Raw genomic sequence first — 19105 nt, forward strand, 5'->3', positions numbered from 1 at the left:
TAATTAATTACCATGGATATTATTTTAAACAATAACATCTTTATAAGTAAAAAAGATCCAGTTAATCATAATGATTGACTGGACCTTTTTCTATTTTAAATATCACTTATAACTTACAATGCTCCGTATAACATCTCCCATTCCTGTTGTAAATCAGTATCTATAGACTCTATATTCAAAGCATTTTTATTATAAATTAACCTAACTTCCTGTAATCCTGCAAAAGCAAACCTGGACCATCCTATTAAATTTAAATGAAGTGCAAAGTTTAATATATTGCCACCAGAGCGCAATCCAGCATCAATTCCATCTACAATACATAATGAACCATGTCCAACTAATAACATACGTCTAAGCTCTGGTTTATCTCCTAAAGGTATAGAATCCTTCCACGTATTCCCATGATAAAAACGACTTTTTATTGACCATAGCAATCTAATCATAATTTCATTAATCATAACCGGTATAGCCATAGTTGCACCATGTCTTGCATCGTAACCTGATTCAAATATCTTAACTGATAACTCTGCTAAATTTTTCTCTTCACCATTAACATTAAATGAACCAAAATTACATAATTGAAACATTTCAAAAAATGGTATAGCAACACCTGCACCTCTTCCATTTTTCAAATGACCTCTTGTACCACTTGATCCAGCAATATCAGACATAATATGTCCTATCCAATTATAAAAACCTGAAAATAACTTAGCAAAGAAATTTCCACCTTTTAACTCAAAATGATTTCCTATAGGTTCAACTCTAATGATTCTACCATCGCTTATAAAGCTATTTTTTCCTGTAAACTGATCTAAAACTGAAAAAAATAATCCTATTAAATCAGGAGCATGTCCTAATGATTTTAAGTGATGATTTTTTGCACTCATATTTAAAATGTTATCACCTAAATTCAAATCAGCTGCATATCTAGCATCATAGTTAACTTTGAATCTTCTCTCTAGATATCCAATTGCACCTGCTATTCCTTCCGGAGCTGATTTTGAATTAGTAAGTCCGTTTTTCTTATCAGAATTCCATACAATTTGAGAGAATTTTTCTACTATATTATAAACCTTTTTATCAGTCCAATTTCCTAATTTACTTTCACCAGGCATACCAACAAAAAACACATCAATTAATCCAGTAGCAACGCCACAAAAACCTGCAATAAGATAATCATACTTGTCACAATTTGCTTTTTTCATTGTATAATCTTCACGTATTCTTTTTCCAAGCTCTGATTTTTCTGCTTCAGTCATTAGATTTTCAAATGGATCTTTAGAAAAATTAATTTTGTTTTTTTCTGCATAGGAGTTAATATTATTCATATATTCTTCCCAACTAATATTATCATTAACTCCAACAACACTAAGCATTTCAAGGTTATCAACCTTAATTTCTGACTTCTCATCTTCTGACAACAAATCTATATCATTAATATAATCTTTATAATTATTAGTATCTAACCCTTGTTCTTGACATAACAATTCTGCTTGCATAAGTAACAAATCAAGCTCATCTATATTTTTACTATTTATTTCTGCTAACTCATTTAGAGATGACTGAATTTTACCTAACTGTTTTTCTATAGTTTGTCCCTGATGTTTTTGTACTAACATTGATTTCCCAGCTTGTTGTAAAACCTCATCACCTATATGTTTTTCTGGCATATTTACAGCCCCCTTGTAAAGTTCTTTAATTTCTTACTTACCTAAAACACTCTTAACTAAATTTTTAGCTGCTCCCTTTGCAGATGCAAAAGCTGCATCAGTTACATTTGTATAACCAATTGCTTCAAAAACAGCATATAATTGTTCAAATTGATTTAAAGAAAGCTTATCATTTAAAATAAACTCAATAGAACTTTCATCTCCATCTTCCCTATTTACCTCTTGTTCTTCATAACAAGCTAGTATATATTCACGGAATTTTTGTTTTGTCGGTTCACTTGTTAATTCCTCTAATCTAAGCATATCTAATTTTTTTGGCAAATGAGATATAACAGATTCACTTTCTGCATAATTAATTTTCTCCGAAGTTGCCTTAGCTCCCTTGCTCATCATAGATAATAACGCAGACAGCTTTTCAATTTTCTTTGAAGATTCTAATCCGTTTCTCATCTCATCCATGAGTAATCTAGAAATTTCATTAACATCATCTATAAGATAATCTAGTGATTTTTGAGAATTTTTTATTATAGCTTGTAACATCATTTCTCTTTGTTTGTTATTCTCTAATTCACCTATACCTGTAACTTTTTTTATTCCTTTATATGCTCCAACTCCAAGTAAAACTACTACTCCTACTCCTGTAACCATACCTGAAAAACCTAATAATCCACCCATTCCTAAAGTTGCTAATCCAGATGTTATTCCAGCAGCACTCATACCAACTACTGACCCTGAAAAATAAATAGCAGCTAAAGGAACTCCTACAGCACCAGCTTTTGCTGCTAAATCCTTCATAGATTTCTTTATTTCACTATCATTTTTTCTCATTGATAAAATTTCTTCATCATTCTTGATTGCTTCTAAAATTAATCTAACATGCTCATCTTCAATATTAAATTTTTCTTGTAAATCAACAATAAACCTATTTTCTTTCCAATTATTTATATCATTGTTAATCTTATATATATAAATTATATCTTTTATAAGAGATTTTCTTATTACCTCTAAACTACCTTCTGGAACATTATTATTAATATACTGAATTAAATCATCGGTATTCTCACACTCTGACTTATCACACATATAGCTTCTTATCTTTAAACGATTTTCACTATTATAGTCTATTCTAACTATTAATGAAATTATTTCAGCATACTCCTTAGAATCTATTTCATTATCATCTGAGTACGCAAAATTACAGATTATTTTTACATATGCGTCCTTTATATCATTATCCATAGATGCTAAAGGAAGCATTTGTGATGTAGCTATATACTGTTTATCTTCACCAGCTTCGTTAATTATTCCATTAATTACTTTAACTAATTCCTTATACTTTACATTCATCAAATATGATGAAGATAATTCAATTTTATTATCATCATCCATTTGCAGATAAATATGCTCCTTCTCTTCTACTTTCCCATTATCTTTTATCTTCTTTGTAACTTCATATTCAGCCTTTTTTATATTTTCAAATCTATATTCTTCTCTTTCTTCAAAAGAATATTTTTTATACATTCCTTCTCCAGTAAAGATTAATCCCTCTTTTGCACTTCCAAATAATGTTGAATCTATTATAGCTAAAACGTATTCTGGATTTATGCTTGGTGCAATGGCAGAAATAGCATTATTTAATTTCTTTTCTGGAATTTCAGGTACAACATAAACTTTATCTCCTGCATTTTTAATATTACTCTTAATATAATTTTCTACTGACATAAACTCTCCTCACAATTACAATGCATATTTAGTATATTTTTACATACAAATAAATTATATATATTTTATTACATATATTCAATTTAAATGAAATTATTTGTTTTATTTTATACTTTAAAGTGAACTTTTGTATATTTTTGCTGTATTTCTCCTTGTCTATAAATATTATATTTTAAAGTATAAATTATATGATAATTGCTCTCTTCCTATTAAACAATTGTCTTACTTAATTTTAAGCATCTATAAAATCATTGGTAAAAAGAAAAGCTTAAGAGCCTTAACTCCTAAGCTTAAATTGAAAACCACTTCAATCATTCCATTATATTTAATATTTTTTTGTTTCTTCTATTATGTTTATTGATATATCTTCTTATTAATTACTTTCTTCACTATCAACATCTTTAGCCTCTAGATCATCAGCATTATTTTTTGGCCTAATAAACTTAAACTCAAATTTTTCATTAGCATTTATAGCTTTATTAAATTCTTCATAGAATTTATAATCTCCAACTCCCCTAACCTTAACCCAACACTTAGCTCTAGTTAAAGCAACGAAAAGTTGATTTCTAAATTTCACTGATAAATCTATCTGCTTCTTTTCTATTACAATACAGTTTATTCATACTATCCATAGATGGAGCATAATAGTTTATTCCTTCTTAGAATTTAATCTCAACTAGTGTTTTACCTTTCCAACAAACTCATCATAACTCTCTGGATTACCATTTCCAAAGATTACTTTAAATTCATTTGTCTCTGTATTTCTATAATTAATATAGGTTTTATTTAAATCTAATCTAGAAGTATCAGTAAAATTAAATCTCTTTAATACTTCTTCTTCACTGACATTTTCTCCCAAAGTTCCTACTTGCCCAATTCCACTAAAAGTCACTAGCTTATAAGCTCCGCATGGATTTAGATATTCGATTTCTTTTATATCTACAGAATCAATTTCTTCTTTATTACAATCTCCACAGTGACCTCCTACTTCACTCTTCTGATTTTCTTTTTTGTAAAAATAACCACAACAAGTACAAATCTTAGTTAATCCATCAGATGAATTTTCTATACTAACTAAACCTCCACAAATTTTACATTTCTCAATATTTAATACGTTATCCATGTTATCCCCTCATTTCTCTTTCATAAATTAATTATATTAATAGTATTATATTTTTATGAAAGGTACTTTGAGCTTATAAAAAGATACAAACTAATAATATCCTTATGTCCTTAAGTGTTTCCCTATAAGCTCTATCTCTGATAAGGTATTTCCACCAATTAATTCTAACTTATAATGATTATATCCTTTTATCTTTTCATCATTTAATTTAAATGGCCTTGTGTATCTTTGCCATTGGAATCTTAGATCACATCTTTCGTCTATAACCTCCCAATTTTCACCGTCACAACTACCACTTAAAATATATCCAGTTGGTGCATCTCCTTCACGTGCTGATGTTAAAGTTAACATCCTTACTTCACTTGGAGTTGTAAAGCTATATATTATTTCATTATTCTCAGAATTATTTAAAATCGCAGCTGTATTAGAGTCATTATCAAATAAAGCTTTAACATCTTTAATATTTGAATAAACAGTATCAGCGTATACTTCTTTCTCTAATTTATCTGATACTTTAACATTTGTAATTGTTATATCTTCTAAAGGGTTTGGTATTTCATCACCTTTTGTAATTGATGTAGGTAGATCATCTTCACCTGTTCCCCATTTATAATTAGGTGTATTACCCATTACAAATTCTATTACTGCTCCATCTTTTAAAGCAGAGTGTTTTATATAGTTTTTATTATATTCTACACCATTTAGCTTCATAGATTGGATGTATATATTTTCATCGCTATTATTATGAGCTTTTACTTTAATCTTTTTGCCATTATCTAGTTTAACTGTTATTTCATCAAATAAAGGTGCTCCTATAGCATACTCATCATTCCCCATTGATACAGGATAGAATCCAAGTGCTGAAAAAAGATACCAGGCACTCATTTCTCCATTATCTTCATCCCCTATATATCCTTGACCAAAATCACTTCCAACATATATACGCTTTAATATATCTCTTACATATTTTTGTGTTTTCCAAGGCTGCCCAGCATAATTATACATATATGCAATGTGATGTGATGGTTGATTTGAATGTCCATATTGTCCTAATTTTATTTCTCTAGCCTCTTTTTGTTCATGAATTCCACCAATGCTTTTATTAGCACCATATCCCCAGTAATCACCATTTGTATTAAAAATAGTATCAATCTTTTCCCCTAATGCTTCTCTTCCACCATATAAATTTGCTAAACCTTGCCCATCTTGAGTTACTGATACAGCCATATTGAAAGCATTAGTTTCAGTGTAATCATCTCCCCAGAAGAATGGATTAAAGTCTTCATCAGAATATGACCAATCACCATTAGCATTTCTTCCTCTTAGCCATTTTTTAGATACATCATCACCTGTTGATTTAAATAGCTTAGAATAATTTAAAGCTCTATTTAAATAGTATTCAGCTTCATCTTCCTTACCTAATTTTTTTGCAAGTTGATGTACTCCATAATCATTTAAATATCCTTCTATTGACCAAGAAAATCCTTCGTGTTGCTCGTCATGTGCAGTATATCCTTCAAAGATAGACTTATTTAACAAAGCACGACCACCATTTGTTAAGTTCTTTGGATCAACAGCTGCTGCAGCATTTTTAATTGCTGATTCGTAAGCTCCTTGTAGATCAAATTCTATACCTTTAGCTGCTGCATCTCCAAATATAATATCTGAACTTGTTCCAACCATTGAATTAGTACCACCTGGTGCAATCCATCTTGGTACATGACCATTATCATAGTAATGCTGAACTAATCCATTTAGTAATTTAGTTACTTTTTTACTTGTAAATAAATCATAAGCAGCCCATACTGTACGATATGTATCCCAGAATCCATTATTATAATATAAAATTCCATCTACAACCTGATGCTCATTATAAGGTGATTTATATTTCCACTGTGGATTTTCATTAGTACCAGTATTTTCTGATAATAAGTTTGGATAAGCGTTTAATCTATATATATTTGAATATAAACTTACTAGTTGATCCTCTGTAGCACCTTTTACATCTACAAAATCTAATGTTTCATCCCAAAGATTTTGAACTTGTTGAAAGATTGAATCAAAATTATCACTGCATTTTATCTCTAATTCAAGATTCTTTTTTGCCTGCTCCATACTTATAAATGAAGTTGCTAATTTAAGTTCTACAACATCACTTTTAAAACTTGCAATACCTTGTTTATCACCTTCAACCTTTGTTGCTATTGGTTTTTCAGAAAACTCACCATAAATATACATCTTTTGCATACCATTGCTTATGTCATTGCTTGTAGCTTCAAATGAACCATCTTCATTGTATACTAAGGTACCATCAGCTCTTGTACTATCAAAGATTATATTTCTATTTTTTGAATTCTTGTCAAAGGTAAATCTACTTACAGCTCCATGCTCTGTTGGAGCAATCTCTATCTTCGAATTACTAGCATTAGAACCTTCATCAAAGGTTACGCTGTAATAATGAGCTTTTGCAACTTCATTTTCATGTGAAAATTCAGCTTCTCTTGATTTATTTCCAATATCACTTCCACTAGTTACATCATCAATATTTATAGATGTATTAATCATATATTGCCAAGTACCCCTATCTCCAACCCAATATGATGGCTCATGGGATATAGTTATATGTTTTAATTTTCTATCTTGATAATTATATATTTTATTATCTGCATCTGTTGTTGCAGGTGCAAAAAAATTAAAACCATGAGGTACTACCACTGCTGGAACTGTTAATCCACGAGAAAAATTTGGTGAATCATTAGTTCCCCTCAAAATGTTAACATAATCAGATTTATGCTTATATTTTTTATCTATTTCATTATAGATTTTTAGGTCATCTATATAGGTTTTAAATTTAGCATCTACTTCTTTTGGATTTTCTTTATTATAATAAACAAATAATATATTTTTAATTATTTTCCCTTTGGCAACATCGCCTATTTTACTTGAAATATAATTCCATTGGTTAGTAGTTAAAACTTTACTATCCCCTTGAGATTGTGGATTCAACCTAGTACCATACTGATCTATCGCTCCTAAGTCACTTAAATAAGTTCCATCAGTAAACTCTAGATCTATTGAAATATGCATTTGAGTATAATCATAATCATAATTACTTGCATCTAGCATACTTGGAAAAATTGTATAGCTCAATCTAGTATCCTTATCCACCTTAATATTTAAATCCTCATAAATTACATTATATGAATACGCCTCTCCATTACCTTTATGAATTCCTGCAATCTCCATAGCTCTGTCACCTGTCCAGCCTTTTCCCGATGCCTGATTCCATGTACCTGTAGGACCTTTTGTAATCTTTGTACTCATTTTTGTTTTTATTTCTTCGTCATTATTAATTCCTATATCGTTAATGTTTCCATCTATAGATGATTCCATATCTAAGCCATAGATATTTTTGCTTCCTTTAGTTTTATCAACAGTTGACGTTAAAAAATTTTTATCTATTTCATCTAGTTCGAATGATGTCTCAAATAATATTTCTCTTTCACCTTCTTTCAATCTACTAATTTTATCAAAAGCAAATACAGCTTTATACCCTACACTTGTAACTGATATAGCAATTGCCAATAATATAGCAATAATTTTCTTATTTCTAATTAGCATTTTATCCTCCACAAATATATTAGTTTTTTCATTTGAATCTTATAACATAAATAATGTCATTTTATATATTTAATACAAAAATATTATTACTATTATACTTCCTCAAATTCTAGCTCTAATTCATCAATTCTTATCTTTGAAAAACTATAAGTTAAGTGTATTTTTTATCATGCTTATACTCATTTACGAGTATCTTATTTTAAAGTATAACTTATTATTACTAATAAGTATAAAAATCCCCTACCACTTTCATATTTAATAAGTAGACATACTTTTAAACTTTAAATCTAAAGGAGGTTTATTTATGGAAATTAATGATTTATTAAACTTAATCGCTAATGTTGGCTTTCCTGTTGCCATTAGTGCTTATCTGTTAGTAAGACTAGAAAAGCAAATAATGAACTTAACCTACTCTATTAACAAGCTAAATACTATAGTCTCAACTAAGCTTGGCATTGTAATAGATAATGATGAAATAACTAAAAGAATTTCTTAAAAATATATAAAAGTTCAGTAAAAACAATAAAACTTTTATATTACATCATATTTATTAAGTGAAGAAATAAAAAGGGGGTATGCTAAATGGCAGCCAATAAAGAATTACAAAAAGTATCATTAGCTTTTAAGCTTGAAAATGGAACTGACGACGAAGGAAACACAGTTTACAAAACAAAATCCTTTGCTAATGTTAAAGGAAATGCTTCTGCTGACTCAATCTTCGCTGTAGCCGAAGGTATTAAGACAGTTTTAAAGAACACTACTGTCGCTTACTACGTAAACGAAACATCACTACTACAAAACAACTAATTTCTAACTGACTGAACCTAGAAGGGCTTATAAAGGAAACACCTATTCAGATACGTTCATAGGTATACACTTACAGTGTAAGTTCAAGTTACCAAATCAGAGATTTGAACTTTCACTTAACTTCTACTAAACAAAATTACCTGTGCCATTATGGTAAAATTTTAAATATCGTTTAAGGGGGAACAAACTATGGAATATACTTTATCAATGACTTTTTTAACTGAAACTGACGAAAAATATTCATTATCAATTTCAGGTGTTAAACAAAACCTTAGTACTGAGGAAGTATCCGACTTAATGGATATCATTTTAGAAAATGATATTTTTGTAAGCAAAAAGGGAGCTATAGTTGCCAAGTATGCAGCTAAGGTAACTGAAAGACAAATCACTAAATTTGAAATTTAATTATAAATTACCAAATCAGAAATCGGTATTTTCACCTTTCTAAAAAGATCCAGCTAATCATTATGAGTAGCTGGATCTTTTTCTATTCTCTCTTAAAAAGGACAGTATATAGATTTGTGTAAAAAAATCTATATACTGTCCCTTTTAATACTAAAAGTTTGTATTATTAATTAGCACTCTAATCTATACCCATATCCTGGAACTGATTTTATGCATGTTAATCCTAGCTCTCTTCTTATTTTACTTATATGTGCATCAACTGTTCTATCGTTAACTTCATCAGTATACCAAACATATTGTATTAGCTGCTCCCTGCTTATAATATTGCCTTTATTGTATACAAGTATCTTCAGTATTTCCATTTGCTTTTTACCTAATCTTATTTTTTCTCCTTCTTTTGTTATTCTTTTTTGAGTGAAATCTACTATAAGCTCATCATATGTCCATACACCACTTATTAATTCACATAACTTTTCATATGTAGTACCATTATCTTCATCATTTTCTGTAGTATTGTTTATTTCACTTTTATATTCTTTCTCAGTATTGCTGTTTATATAATTGTATTTTTCTTCTTCATAATAATTGTTTCTATTATTAATCCTTTCAAAGTTATCAAAATATTTTACTTTATCAAAAGGAATTCTTAATAATTCTACTTTATTATTATCTTTCTCCTTTGTACATCTAAGGTCATATCTTTCACTCATCATACAGCTTACATCTACAAAGTCTTCATTTTCAGCTGAATGTATTATAAGCATATTTTCTTCACAAACTTCTCTAAGCCATTGGCATTCATTATTGATTCCTGCATTTATTCCTATTGAAATTTCAAGATCTGTTTCTGCAAAGCTTTTAATTTCTTTCAAGCTATTTGCTAACTTATTTAGTGGCCCATTCACATTATCAATATAATAAAATTCCTCAGCTATAATATCATTGATTCTAAAAAAGCCATTAATATTACACTCTCTATTTTGCATAACCTTTTGAGAAGCAACAAAGTAACCACATACACTTTGTATTGAAGCATTAAAATCCTCTTCTATTATTGAAATATCATACTTCCAATATTGTAATTCTTCTGTAGGAACCTCATCATAAAATATAAAATTATTAAATAATTCATGTTCTGTAATTTCTTTAAGTATTTTAGTTATTTCGCCTCTAATTCTTTTAAACTCTCTCCCAGATAACAATTTTTATTCCCCCAATTCAACACCCTTCTAACCAAACGTACATTCGATATAAATATTATACATAATTTCCAATAATATTTAAATACTTTTTTAGAAAATATGTTCGAATTATCACTCTGTATGTTTTTTATTTAAGCATTATACTCATTTACGAGTATTTTATTTTAGATTATAAATTTTAAAAATTTGTTACTCTTGAATATCTGCCGTTCCATCTTAAAGCACAGGTTCCTCTGTCTCCATGTCTATTTTTTATTAATATTGCATTTATACATTCTGGGTTTTCATCTGCATTTTTTGATGAATATTTTAATTTTCCCTTTTTAAATAAAGCTTCTCTATACATCTTATCATCAAGCTTTATATTTCTATAAAGAGCTATAACCTGATCGCTATCTTGCTCAATTCTAGCACTATCTTGAATATCACTAGAATCAATCTTTTCTATAGCCATATCTCCACCTTTTTTATCAACAACTCTATTAGCTTGAGCCATTAGTACTATACATATATCTTCTTCCATAGCTAGAGTTTTAAGCATTCCACTTATTTTTCCAAGCTTGTTTGTCATAATATCTTTATCGCTAAAGTCTATATACTTATTTATATAATCAACAAAAACTACATCTAAAGAATTTTGAAGCTTGTACACTTTAACTTCATTTATAAACTTATTAAAATCTGTTTCTGTTGATACATAAAAGCTGCTATTAAGAAGTTTTGCCATATATTTTGTTATGTTATCCTTATCTTGATTATTAATTGAATCATCATCTATAGATTTACTAGATATAGACAAATGACTAGCTGCCATTCTGTTAAAGACTTGGTTTCTTGTCATCTCTGCACTACCATAAAATACTTTAGCTTTATTTTCAATCATATTTGCAGCAAGCTGAAGTGAAAATGTTGTTTTACCAACTCCACTTCTAGCAAATACAGTAATAAGTCTACCTTTCTGGAAGTTACCTAAATATTTATCAAGATGTATGAAGTCACTTTTTATACCATTATTTCTATCTGAGTTATATAACCAATTTATATAGTCATCAAACTGACTTACAATATCTAACTCCTTTTTAATCTCACACTTATGAACTTTAACCTTTACATTTTCAAGTTCACCTTCAATATCCTCAAGTGCCATATCACCATTTAACTTATTCATCATTTCAACATAAAGGTGCTTTTTATAATTTTTAATAAGTAACTCTAGCTTTGTATTGAAGCCACTATCACTACCATTACATGTATAAATATCAGAAATATAAGATGCTCCATCCATATTTTTAATTTCAGTGCTATGATATTGAAGAAAAGTAACTAAATCTACTTCCATCTTATTGTTTACCATATCCAATATCCCTAAATAAATTTTCATATGCTTATCATACAAAAACATCTCAGGCTTTATACTGTCTCTAGCCTTTATAATAAGCTCATTATTCCTAAACATAGAGCACAAAACTTCCTGCTCTAAAACTACTTGATTATTGTCTAACATAAACTCTCCCCCTCTTTTTATCTCACCAAAAGTTACCTCTCACCTCGATCTAGTCCACTAATCAATATATTTTTCTATATCAAAATCTGCTCCATAAAGCTCCTCATTTTCATATTTATTTTTATAACTTAGCCATATATCCCCAGTATCAATAAACCTCTTGATTCCATTTGGTCTACTAAGAAAATTAACAAGATTCCAAGGATGATTATAATAATGATTGCTATGATAAACCTTACTGTAGTTTTCTATAGCTTGTATAATCTGCTCCTCTAAATAATTTTTAGATGCTGAATTTATTGAATCTGTGATTTTAGGATTTATATGTGCCTCCCTATTTATATTAATTTTATTCCAGGTATTAAATATATTTATATATAATTTATTATTTATATTATTATTTATATAACTATTTATATTATCATCTTTATCTCTATCTGACAGACTATTTTTAGCATTGTATACCCCTGTCAAACTGTCTATTTCACTTGATTTTGTCCCAATTCTACTCTCATTACAATTACACGTCTCTATAGATTCACTAAGTATTTTTTTATTACTTTCTTCTATTGGGTCATTACTTTTTGTATATACCTTTTCAGCCTTAGGTACTATTTGACAATTACTTTTTGTACATACCTTTTCGACCATAGGTTCTATTTGAGTATTACTTTCTGTACATACCTTTTCGGCCTTAGGTGCTATTTGATCATTACTTATATCTTCATTATTTTTAAATATTAAGCCTTCTTTTACAAAACTATAGTTAGTTGCTTTTCCTATAGATTTTTCAGTAGATATATATCCTTTATCTACTAAAGCTTTTAAAATTGACTGAACCTTTGAGATTCTTGTTATACCAAATACATTGGATAATTCTCTTAAGGTAACTTTTATTATGTTATCTCCATCATTATCATAATATTTAAGAGTTAAAATCATGTATCTTTCATCTTTATTTAAGTTTTTATCATTAAATATAGTGCTTATTAAATTCTCATCCTTCATATCCATATATATTTTCCTTTCAATTATATTTAAAGCTTTTATTATACTAACCATAAATGATGTTATGTGAACTTACATAAGCACTTAATAAACAGTGCAAAGTAAGTATCACATAGAAACAAAAATATCTAAGTTCCAATTCTTAGTTTCGAATTATATTAAGTTATATTCACATTGATGCAGAAGACTCACTATATCTGTTTCGTATATAGATGTTGTCATTAAGTTTGGCTGAATTATTGTAAGTCTTATATTATCATTTGTAATACTACTTAAGAACTTGTCTATAGTAGCTAATCCAAGGAGCTTAATATCTATATTTTTTGAAGAATTAATAAAATCATAATCGAAGGATTTTATATCAATTACTTCAATACTCGCTTTGCTCATTAAAATTACATCTGCATTAACTTCGGTTACATCCCCATCACAATGTAATTCTAACTTTTCATTAAGCAATACTTTGATAACTTCACCTTCCATCTCCATCTCTTCAACCTGCTTCATAACCTCTTCAAAGGCAATCTTAGATAAGACTTCTAAAAAATCAGTTAACTCATAATCAGTAGTAAGATCAATAAGTTCCTCTTCATATTCATCACTTTTTATAAACCCAAAATTCTTTTTTAGCTTTAAAATAGTTAAATCCTTTATAATTTTCTCATTTTCTTGTAAAGTTAAATTATTATTACCCATAAATCCTCCATTTCAACTTAAATATTGCATTAAGCTCTAATTTATTTTCTTTTATTTCCTATATTTAAATTATAGAAAATGAATGTTGCATAAATATGAAGTTTTATGCTAACTTATCGACAGATTTTACTATAAAATATATTGAAAATTATTCCGTTATCCCTTCAAAACAAATACCTCCCAGGTCAAATTTTAACCTAGGAGGTATTTGTTGCTTATTTATATAATTCTTCTATCCATTGTAGCTCGTACCTGGAAATTTTCTAGACCTTCGTAGTCCTACTTTAAATCCACTCTAAAAATATTGGAAATCTCTTTCTCCAAGCGGCTTCAGAATGCTTTGCCCCTTCATCAATAACAAGCTTCAAATCTTCACTATCTTGTCCTAATTCTAAAAGCAAATTTGCTATATCTTTTGTGTCTTCTAAATAAATACTATTAAAGTTTTCATTTTTTCTATCTGAAGTTTCATTAGTTCCTATATCTAAATAAACCTTAGTTCCTTTTTTAAAGTTCTCTCTTATAAATTCCATCAATTTATCTTTTTTAAACCAAGCTGCTGTTGAAAATGCTCCAACAACTGAGTATATTTCTTTATATTTATATCCTGCATATAAGGAAATAAATGCTCCTAATGAGGATCCAGCAATAAATGTATTACTTCTATCTTTTAGAGTTCTATATTTATTATCTATAAGTGGTTTTAATGTTTTAACTAAAAAATCTACATATAGATCTCCTTCTCCACCACCACTTTTTAAACTACTTGAAGGTATGAACTCTGATAAATTTTCATTTACCCAAGGAGAATATTCATCTGGTCTACCACCATCTAAATTACAATCTACTCCTACTACTATAATTCCATCTCTACCTTCTTTCTCAATGGCACTTACAGCATCTTGAATTCTCCATGCTTCCCCAAATGATGCAGTTTCCTCATAAAATAAATTATGTCCATCTTGCATATAAAGTACTGCATATCTTTTATCTTCTTTTTCATCATAATCACCTGGTAAATATACTCTTACCATTCTATCTCTACCTAATTCCCCTATGTGAACACTGAAATTTTCAATTCTATACATTCTCAACACCTCATTTAAATTCAAATAATTTTAATACCCTGTTTGCCTTTTTATAGTTTAAATTAACCTGTCCACTTTCTATTTACTTCAAATTATATTAATAGTTGTTACTCAATATCAATTTCCATATTTTTATTATAATATTTCATATCATTTTCATTTATATCTCTAAAAACTTTACAAGGGCTTCCTATGGCTACAACATTAGCTGGAATATCTTTAGTAACTACGCTCCCTGCACCAATTACAGTATTATCTCCAATCTTAACCCCTGGTAATATAGTGACACCTGCGCCAATCCACACATTATTCCCTATATGAACAGGTAGGTTATATTGAGCTTTTTTACTTCTTAATATTGGATGTATTGGATGTGTTCCAGTTGTTATAGTAACATTTGGAGCAAACATAACGTTATCCCCCACAAATATATCACAATCATCAACTAGTGTAAGATTGAAATTAGCATAAACTCCATTACCAAAATGAACATTTTTACCACCCCAATTTGCATGAAGCGGTGGTTCTATATAACAATTCTCACCTATTTCAGCAAACATATTTTTTAAAAGCTCTTTTCTCTTATCTTGCTCTAAAGGACGTGTTGCATTAAAATCATATAACATTTCCAAAGACTTAAGTTGCTCATTAGCCAATGTTTCATTATCACAATAATAAAGCTTTCCACTATACATTCTTTTTTTTATTTCTTGTATTTCCATATAAACTCTCCTCCTCAATTATACACCTAAATAATTTTACAATTGTTAACTCTTAACTCTTAACTCTTAACTCTTAACTATCTAACCGGTGTATATATTTCTAAATATTAAATCTTTTGATTATCTTTATATCCATTAAATTATAATACGAATTAATACAATTGGTAATGCTTTTATCAATATTTAACATAAAAGTTATAGTTATCCCATTAAATAAACCTATCTTATTACTTACTCTTCCAGATATTTTTCTTCCTAACTTACCTTTAGATCTTCTTTTATCAAACATGACATTATAAAAAATAATAAAAGAAGATGTTGCAAATTGATTAAATTAACTCATTTTACAGCACCCTCTTCTTATTACATAACCTTATTTATTATCTTCCCAAACAAATAATGTCTTATTATTTATTAACTCTTTTACTTCTTCTTCTGAATATCCAAGCTCTTCTAATATTTCAACCCCATGTTCACCTATTAATGGTCCCTTATTATATTCAGGAGTCCCCATTTCTTTGAACTTAACAGGTAGATGTACTAAAGTTCTTTCATTACCGTTATCATATTTCATTTTATAGAAGCAGTTATTTGCCCAAGCTTGTTCATCTTCTAATATTTCTGTCCATGATTGTGCCACGCTAAATGGAATATCAGCCTTAGTTAAAATTTCTTTCCATTCTGATACATTTTTCTTACCGAAAGCATCCATAACTATATCGTATAATTCAGTTCCTAATTTATTAGCTTGAAGATGTTGGATTGGGAAGTAGCTTTCATTATCTACTAAGTCCTCTCTTCCAATAGCTGTTATAAATTTCTTATAATAAGTATTGAAGTCAGGCATACAAGTTTGGATAAATCTTTCGTCTGAAGTTCTCCATGCTGAGTTAAATGGATTTGCACCTTCTCTTATATTTATTGGATATTCTTTTGCAATACCATCATAATTTGCAGCTTGTACCATCATACCCATATTGTATATAGCACTTTCAAATAAACTTGTTTCAACTTTTTCACCTTGACCTGTTACTTTAGCTTGATAAAGAGCAGCAAGTATACCTGCAGCAAGGTTCATACCAACATTATGATCTCCAAGTCCTGGAACTACATTCATTGGAACTGTTCCTTTTTGTCTTAATGACTCTAAGTATCCACCTCTTGCAAAATATGCAGTAAAATCAAATCCTGGTAAATCTTTATCTGGACCATATTCACCATAGCCAGTACATATTGCATATACAAGCTTTGGATATTTAACTTTTAATGTTTCATAATCTAATCCAGCTCTTTCTAAAGCTTGAACTCTCCAGTTAGTTATAAGTACATCTGCAGTATCTAATAACTTAAAGAATGCTTCCTTTCCTGCTGGATCTTTCATATTTAATGATATACAACGTTTATTAGCATTTTCTAATTCCCATGTTGTATTTTCATACATATCTAAAGGTCTTCCTTCTGATGGAGCTGTATATCTTAAAGGATCACCTTTTGCTGTTTCAATTTTTATAACGTCTGCTCCTAAGTCTGCCATAAATCTTCCTGCACTAGCTGCAGCTATAAAAGTTGCAAGTTCTACAACCTTAACTCCTTTTAATGGTTTTCTATTACTCATAATTTAATTCCCTCCCGTAATCTATATCATCTTCGCTAACACTATCATCAGCTATTCTTATATCCTTGTTTATAAAATCTACAATATAACTATTATATTTTCTTTTTAAAACTCCTAATATTTTACCTATACCTATTGCTGCTATTAAAGTTCCTTCTCTAATACCAATTAGTTTGCCTAATAAAAGTAATGATAATAAGCTTGCAATAATTACTACTGTAGTATCGAATAATACTTTAATTTTTGCAAAGTCTTTATTTGTTTTACTTTGAATTGCTAACATAACTCCTTCTGCTGGCATTGGTACTATATCTGCAGCTAGGTAAAAAAGTAATCCTAATGCAACTAATACCATACTAACTAAAAGAATTATTAATCTCATAATATAATTTGTTGGTGCTTGAAAAGTCCATATATTATTTGATAATGTTACAAAGCTACCAAAGGCACTTGAAAATATTATCTGTATCAAATTAATTATCTTAAAATCTTTTCTAAGAATAACTATTTGCATTAAAATAAATATTGAAAAAACAATAGTTGTTAATAACCCTTGGTCTATTTCAGTTATTAAGCTTAAAACATATGGTATTGAATTAATGGGTGACACACCCAAATTTGATTTAATTGAAAATGTCACCCCAAAAGCTAGTAATAACATCCCTAAACAATAAGAGAATATTTTCTTGCCATAAGTTTTTAGCATAATTGTTCTTCCATGCTTAATTCTGTAGCTACATTTAATTCATCAATCATAGCTGGAACTACTTTATATAAATCTCCTACTATTCCATAGTCAGCCACTTCAAATATTGGTGCATTTTCAGCAGTATTAATAGCTATTATTTGTTCTGCATTTTGCATGCCTGCTACGTGTTGAATAGCTCCTGATATACCACAAGCTATATATATCTTAGGTTTTACAGTAGTACCTGTTTGGCCTACTTGGTATGCATGATCAATCCACCCAGCATCAACAGCTGCTCTAGATGCTGCAACTACTCCATTTAATTTTTTAGCTAATTCCTTTAATAAATCAAAGCCTTCTGGTTTTCCAAGTCCCATTCCACCTGCTACTATTACTTCAGCATCAGTTAATGAAACTGTTTCTTTAACACTCTTAACTATTTCTAATACTTTAGTTCTTATATCTCCTTCATTAAATGCAACTTCTAAATTAATTACATCTCCTGATCTACCTGGTGTATGTTCAGCTTTAGCCATTACCCCTGGTCTTACTGTAGACATTTGTGGTCTGTGATTTGGACATACTATTGTAGCCATTAAGTTTCCACCAAATGCAGGACGAGTTTGTTTTATTTTCTTATCTACTGGGTCTATTTCTAACTTTGTACAGTCAGCAGTTAAACCTGTATTTGCTTTTACTGCTAAACATGGACCTAAATCTCTTCCTATATGAGTTGCTCCTAGTAGAACTATTTCTGGTTTATATTTACTTATAGCTTCAAAAATTACTTTAGTATAACCATCTGTAGTATAATTTTCTAATTCTTTTGAGTCAGCAACATATACTTTATCTGCACCATACTCAAATAATTCATCAGCTAATCCTTCTACATTATATCCACAAAGAACAGCAGATAATTCGCAGCCTACTTCTTTAGCTAACTTCTTTCCTTCTCCTAATAATTCAACAACAACTGGCATTATTTTATTTTCTCTTTGTTCAGCAAATACCCATACTCCACTGTACTCACTTAAATCTACTCCAGATTTTTCTTCTTTAACTTTTTCTATTGCTTTAAATGGACACTTGTCTACACATACACCACATCCAGTACAAGCTGATCCTATAACAGCTAATTTTCCTTCCATAGTAATAGCATTAAATGGACAGTTTTTAGCGCAAATTGCACAACCCTTACATTTTTCATTAATTACATTTATAGCCATATTATCCT

18 protein-coding genes are annotated in these 19105 nt (G+C 29.1%); 3 read left to right on the forward strand and 15 right to left on the reverse strand.

Annotated features, from left to right (window positions below; genetic code table 11):
* Positions 1–113 precede the first annotated feature (113 nt).
* The 5 genes from H8S20_RS11345 to H8S20_RS11365 form a co-directional block, all read right to left on the reverse strand.
* The gene (locus H8S20_RS11345; protein WP_186860179.1) at positions 114–1670 is read right to left on the reverse strand and encodes a hypothetical protein; all 1557 of its coding nucleotides are present in this window, start codon (positions 1668–1670) and stop codon (positions 114–116) included.
* Positions 1671–1703: 33 nt separating this feature from the next.
* Positions 1704–3392: a hypothetical protein gene (locus H8S20_RS11350; RefSeq protein ID WP_186860180.1), complete on the reverse strand. Its 1689-nt coding sequence runs from the start codon at positions 3390–3392 to the stop codon at positions 1704–1706.
* A 373-nt stretch (positions 3393–3765) separates the two neighbouring features.
* A complete protein-coding gene (locus tag H8S20_RS11355; RefSeq protein ID WP_186860181.1) occupies positions 3766–3969 on the reverse strand; it encodes a hypothetical protein in 204 nt (67 codons plus the stop codon).
* A 99-nt stretch (positions 3970–4068) separates the two neighbouring features.
* Positions 4069–4515: a hypothetical protein gene (locus tag H8S20_RS11360; RefSeq protein ID WP_186860182.1), complete on the reverse strand. Its 447-nt coding sequence runs from the start codon at positions 4513–4515 to the stop codon at positions 4069–4071.
* 102 nt (positions 4516–4617) lie between these two features.
* The gene (locus H8S20_RS11365; protein ID WP_186860183.1) at positions 4618–8136 is read right to left on the reverse strand and encodes a GH92 family glycosyl hydrolase; all 3519 of its coding nucleotides are present in this window, start codon (positions 8134–8136) and stop codon (positions 4618–4620) included.
* A 304-nt stretch (positions 8137–8440) separates the two neighbouring features.
* Between H8S20_RS11365 and H8S20_RS11370 the strand changes: the two genes are divergently transcribed.
* The 3 genes from H8S20_RS11370 (at position 8441) to H8S20_RS11380 (ending at position 9348) form a co-directional block, all read left to right on the forward strand.
* Positions 8441–8632 carry a YvrJ family protein gene (locus H8S20_RS11370; RefSeq protein WP_186860184.1) on the forward strand — a complete coding sequence of 64 codons (192 nt, stop codon included), beginning with the start codon at positions 8441–8443 and terminating at the stop codon, positions 8630–8632.
* Between the two features lie 86 nt (positions 8633–8718).
* The gene (locus tag H8S20_RS11375; protein ID WP_032118377.1) at positions 8719–8943 is read left to right on the forward strand and encodes a DUF1659 domain-containing protein; all 225 of its coding nucleotides are present in this window, start codon (positions 8719–8721) and stop codon (positions 8941–8943) included.
* 189 nt (positions 8944–9132) lie between these two features.
* Entirely contained in the window at positions 9133–9348 is a 216-nt protein-coding gene (locus H8S20_RS11380; protein ID WP_032118376.1) for a DUF2922 domain-containing protein, read from the forward strand.
* 170 nt (positions 9349–9518) lie between these two features.
* Here the strand turns inward: H8S20_RS11380 and H8S20_RS11385 are convergent, their stop codons facing one another.
* From H8S20_RS11385 to H8S20_RS11430, 10 genes are all read right to left on the reverse strand, one after another.
* Positions 9519–10550, reverse strand: coding sequence for a winged helix-turn-helix domain-containing protein (locus H8S20_RS11385; protein WP_186860185.1), 1032 nt, complete (start codon positions 10548–10550; stop codon positions 9519–9521).
* 178 nt (positions 10551–10728) lie between these two features.
* The gene (locus H8S20_RS11390) at positions 10729–12054 is read right to left on the reverse strand and encodes a replicative DNA helicase (protein ID WP_186860186.1); all 1326 of its coding nucleotides are present in this window, start codon (positions 12052–12054) and stop codon (positions 10729–10731) included.
* A gap of 57 nt (positions 12055–12111) precedes the next feature.
* Entirely contained in the window at positions 12112–13116 is a 1005-nt protein-coding gene (locus H8S20_RS11395) for a helix-turn-helix transcriptional regulator (RefSeq protein WP_186860187.1), read from the reverse strand.
* Positions 13117–13215: 99 nt separating this feature from the next.
* Complete coding sequence (locus H8S20_RS11400; protein WP_186860188.1) at positions 13216–13758, reverse strand: DUF2800 domain-containing protein; 543 nt, start codon at positions 13756–13758, stop codon at positions 13216–13218.
* Between the two features lie 284 nt (positions 13759–14042).
* Positions 14043–14846 carry an alpha/beta hydrolase gene (locus tag H8S20_RS11405; protein ID WP_186860189.1) on the reverse strand — a complete coding sequence of 268 codons (804 nt, stop codon included), beginning with the start codon at positions 14844–14846 and terminating at the stop codon, positions 14043–14045.
* A gap of 107 nt (positions 14847–14953) precedes the next feature.
* Positions 14954–15568 carry a sugar O-acetyltransferase gene (locus H8S20_RS11410; protein ID WP_032118371.1) on the reverse strand — a complete coding sequence of 205 codons (615 nt, stop codon included), beginning with the start codon at positions 15566–15568 and terminating at the stop codon, positions 14954–14956.
* A gap of 100 nt (positions 15569–15668) precedes the next feature.
* A complete protein-coding gene (locus tag H8S20_RS11415) occupies positions 15669–15857 on the reverse strand; it encodes a hypothetical protein (RefSeq protein ID WP_032118370.1) in 189 nt (62 codons plus the stop codon).
* 84 nt (positions 15858–15941) lie between these two features.
* On the reverse strand, positions 15942–17183 hold the full coding sequence (locus tag H8S20_RS11420) for a CaiB/BaiF CoA transferase family protein (RefSeq protein WP_186860190.1): 1242 nt from the start codon (positions 17181–17183) through the stop codon (positions 15942–15944).
* Positions 17176–17889, reverse strand: a complete 714-nt coding sequence (locus H8S20_RS11425; RefSeq protein ID WP_366456118.1) for a YczE/YyaS/YitT family protein — start codon at positions 17887–17889, stop codon at positions 17176–17178. The genes H8S20_RS11420 and H8S20_RS11425 overlap by 8 nt, the downstream gene beginning before the upstream one ends.
* Positions 17883–19097, reverse strand: coding sequence for an electron transfer flavoprotein subunit alpha (locus H8S20_RS11430; protein WP_186860192.1), 1215 nt, complete (start codon positions 19095–19097; stop codon positions 17883–17885). Before H8S20_RS11430 ends, H8S20_RS11425 begins: the two co-directional genes overlap by 7 nt.
* Positions 19098–19105 lie beyond the last annotated feature (8 nt).

It is taken from the genome of Clostridium hominis, from assembly GCF_014287825.1.
GTDB lineage: Bacteria > Bacillota > Clostridia > Clostridiales > Clostridiaceae > Clostridium > Clostridium hominis.

Excerpts from the sequence above, each read along its gene's own strand:
- H8S20_RS11430 (WP_186860192.1), bottom strand. The coding sequence starts at position 19,097 with ATGGCTATAAATGTAATTAATGAAAAATGTAAGGGTTGTGCAATTTGC.
- H8S20_RS11415 (WP_032118370.1), bottom strand. The coding sequence starts at position 15,857 with ATGTTTGATAAAAGAAGATCTAAAGGTAAGTTAGGAAGAAAAATATCT.
- H8S20_RS11425 (WP_366456118.1), bottom strand. The coding sequence starts at position 17,889 with ATGCTAAAAACTTATGGCAAGAAAATATTCTCTTATTGTTTAGGGATG.
- H8S20_RS11395 (WP_186860187.1), bottom strand. The coding sequence starts at position 13,116 with ATGGTTAGTATAATAAAAGCTTTAAATATAATTGAAAGGAAAATATAT.
- H8S20_RS11405 (WP_186860189.1), bottom strand. The coding sequence starts at position 14,846 with ATGTATAGAATTGAAAATTTCAGTGTTCACATAGGGGAATTAGGTAGA.
- H8S20_RS11375 (WP_032118377.1), top strand. The coding sequence starts at position 8,719 with ATGGCAGCCAATAAAGAATTACAAAAAGTATCATTAGCTTTTAAGCTT.
- H8S20_RS11345 (WP_186860179.1), bottom strand. The coding sequence starts at position 1,670 with ATGCCAGAAAAACATATAGGTGATGAGGTTTTACAACAAGCTGGGAAA.
- H8S20_RS11390 (WP_186860186.1), bottom strand. The coding sequence starts at position 12,054 with ATGTTAGACAATAATCAAGTAGTTTTAGAGCAGGAAGTTTTGTGCTCT.
- H8S20_RS11360 (WP_186860182.1), bottom strand. The coding sequence starts at position 4,515 with ATGGATAACGTATTAAATATTGAGAAATGTAAAATTTGTGGAGGTTTA.
- H8S20_RS11380 (WP_032118376.1), top strand. The coding sequence starts at position 9,133 with ATGGAATATACTTTATCAATGACTTTTTTAACTGAAACTGACGAAAAA.
- H8S20_RS11420 (WP_186860190.1), bottom strand. The coding sequence starts at position 17,183 with ATGAGTAATAGAAAACCATTAAAAGGAGTTAAGGTTGTAGAACTTGCA.
- H8S20_RS11350 (WP_186860180.1), bottom strand. The coding sequence starts at position 3,392 with ATGTCAGTAGAAAATTATATTAAGAGTAATATTAAAAATGCAGGAGAT.
- H8S20_RS11370 (WP_186860184.1), top strand. The coding sequence starts at position 8,441 with ATGGAAATTAATGATTTATTAAACTTAATCGCTAATGTTGGCTTTCCT.
- H8S20_RS11410 (WP_032118371.1), bottom strand. The coding sequence starts at position 15,568 with ATGGAAATACAAGAAATAAAAAAAAGAATGTATAGTGGAAAGCTTTAT.
- H8S20_RS11400 (WP_186860188.1), bottom strand. The coding sequence starts at position 13,758 with ATGGGTAATAATAATTTAACTTTACAAGAAAATGAGAAAATTATAAAG.
- H8S20_RS11365 (WP_186860183.1), bottom strand. The coding sequence starts at position 8,136 with ATGCTAATTAGAAATAAGAAAATTATTGCTATATTATTGGCAATTGCT.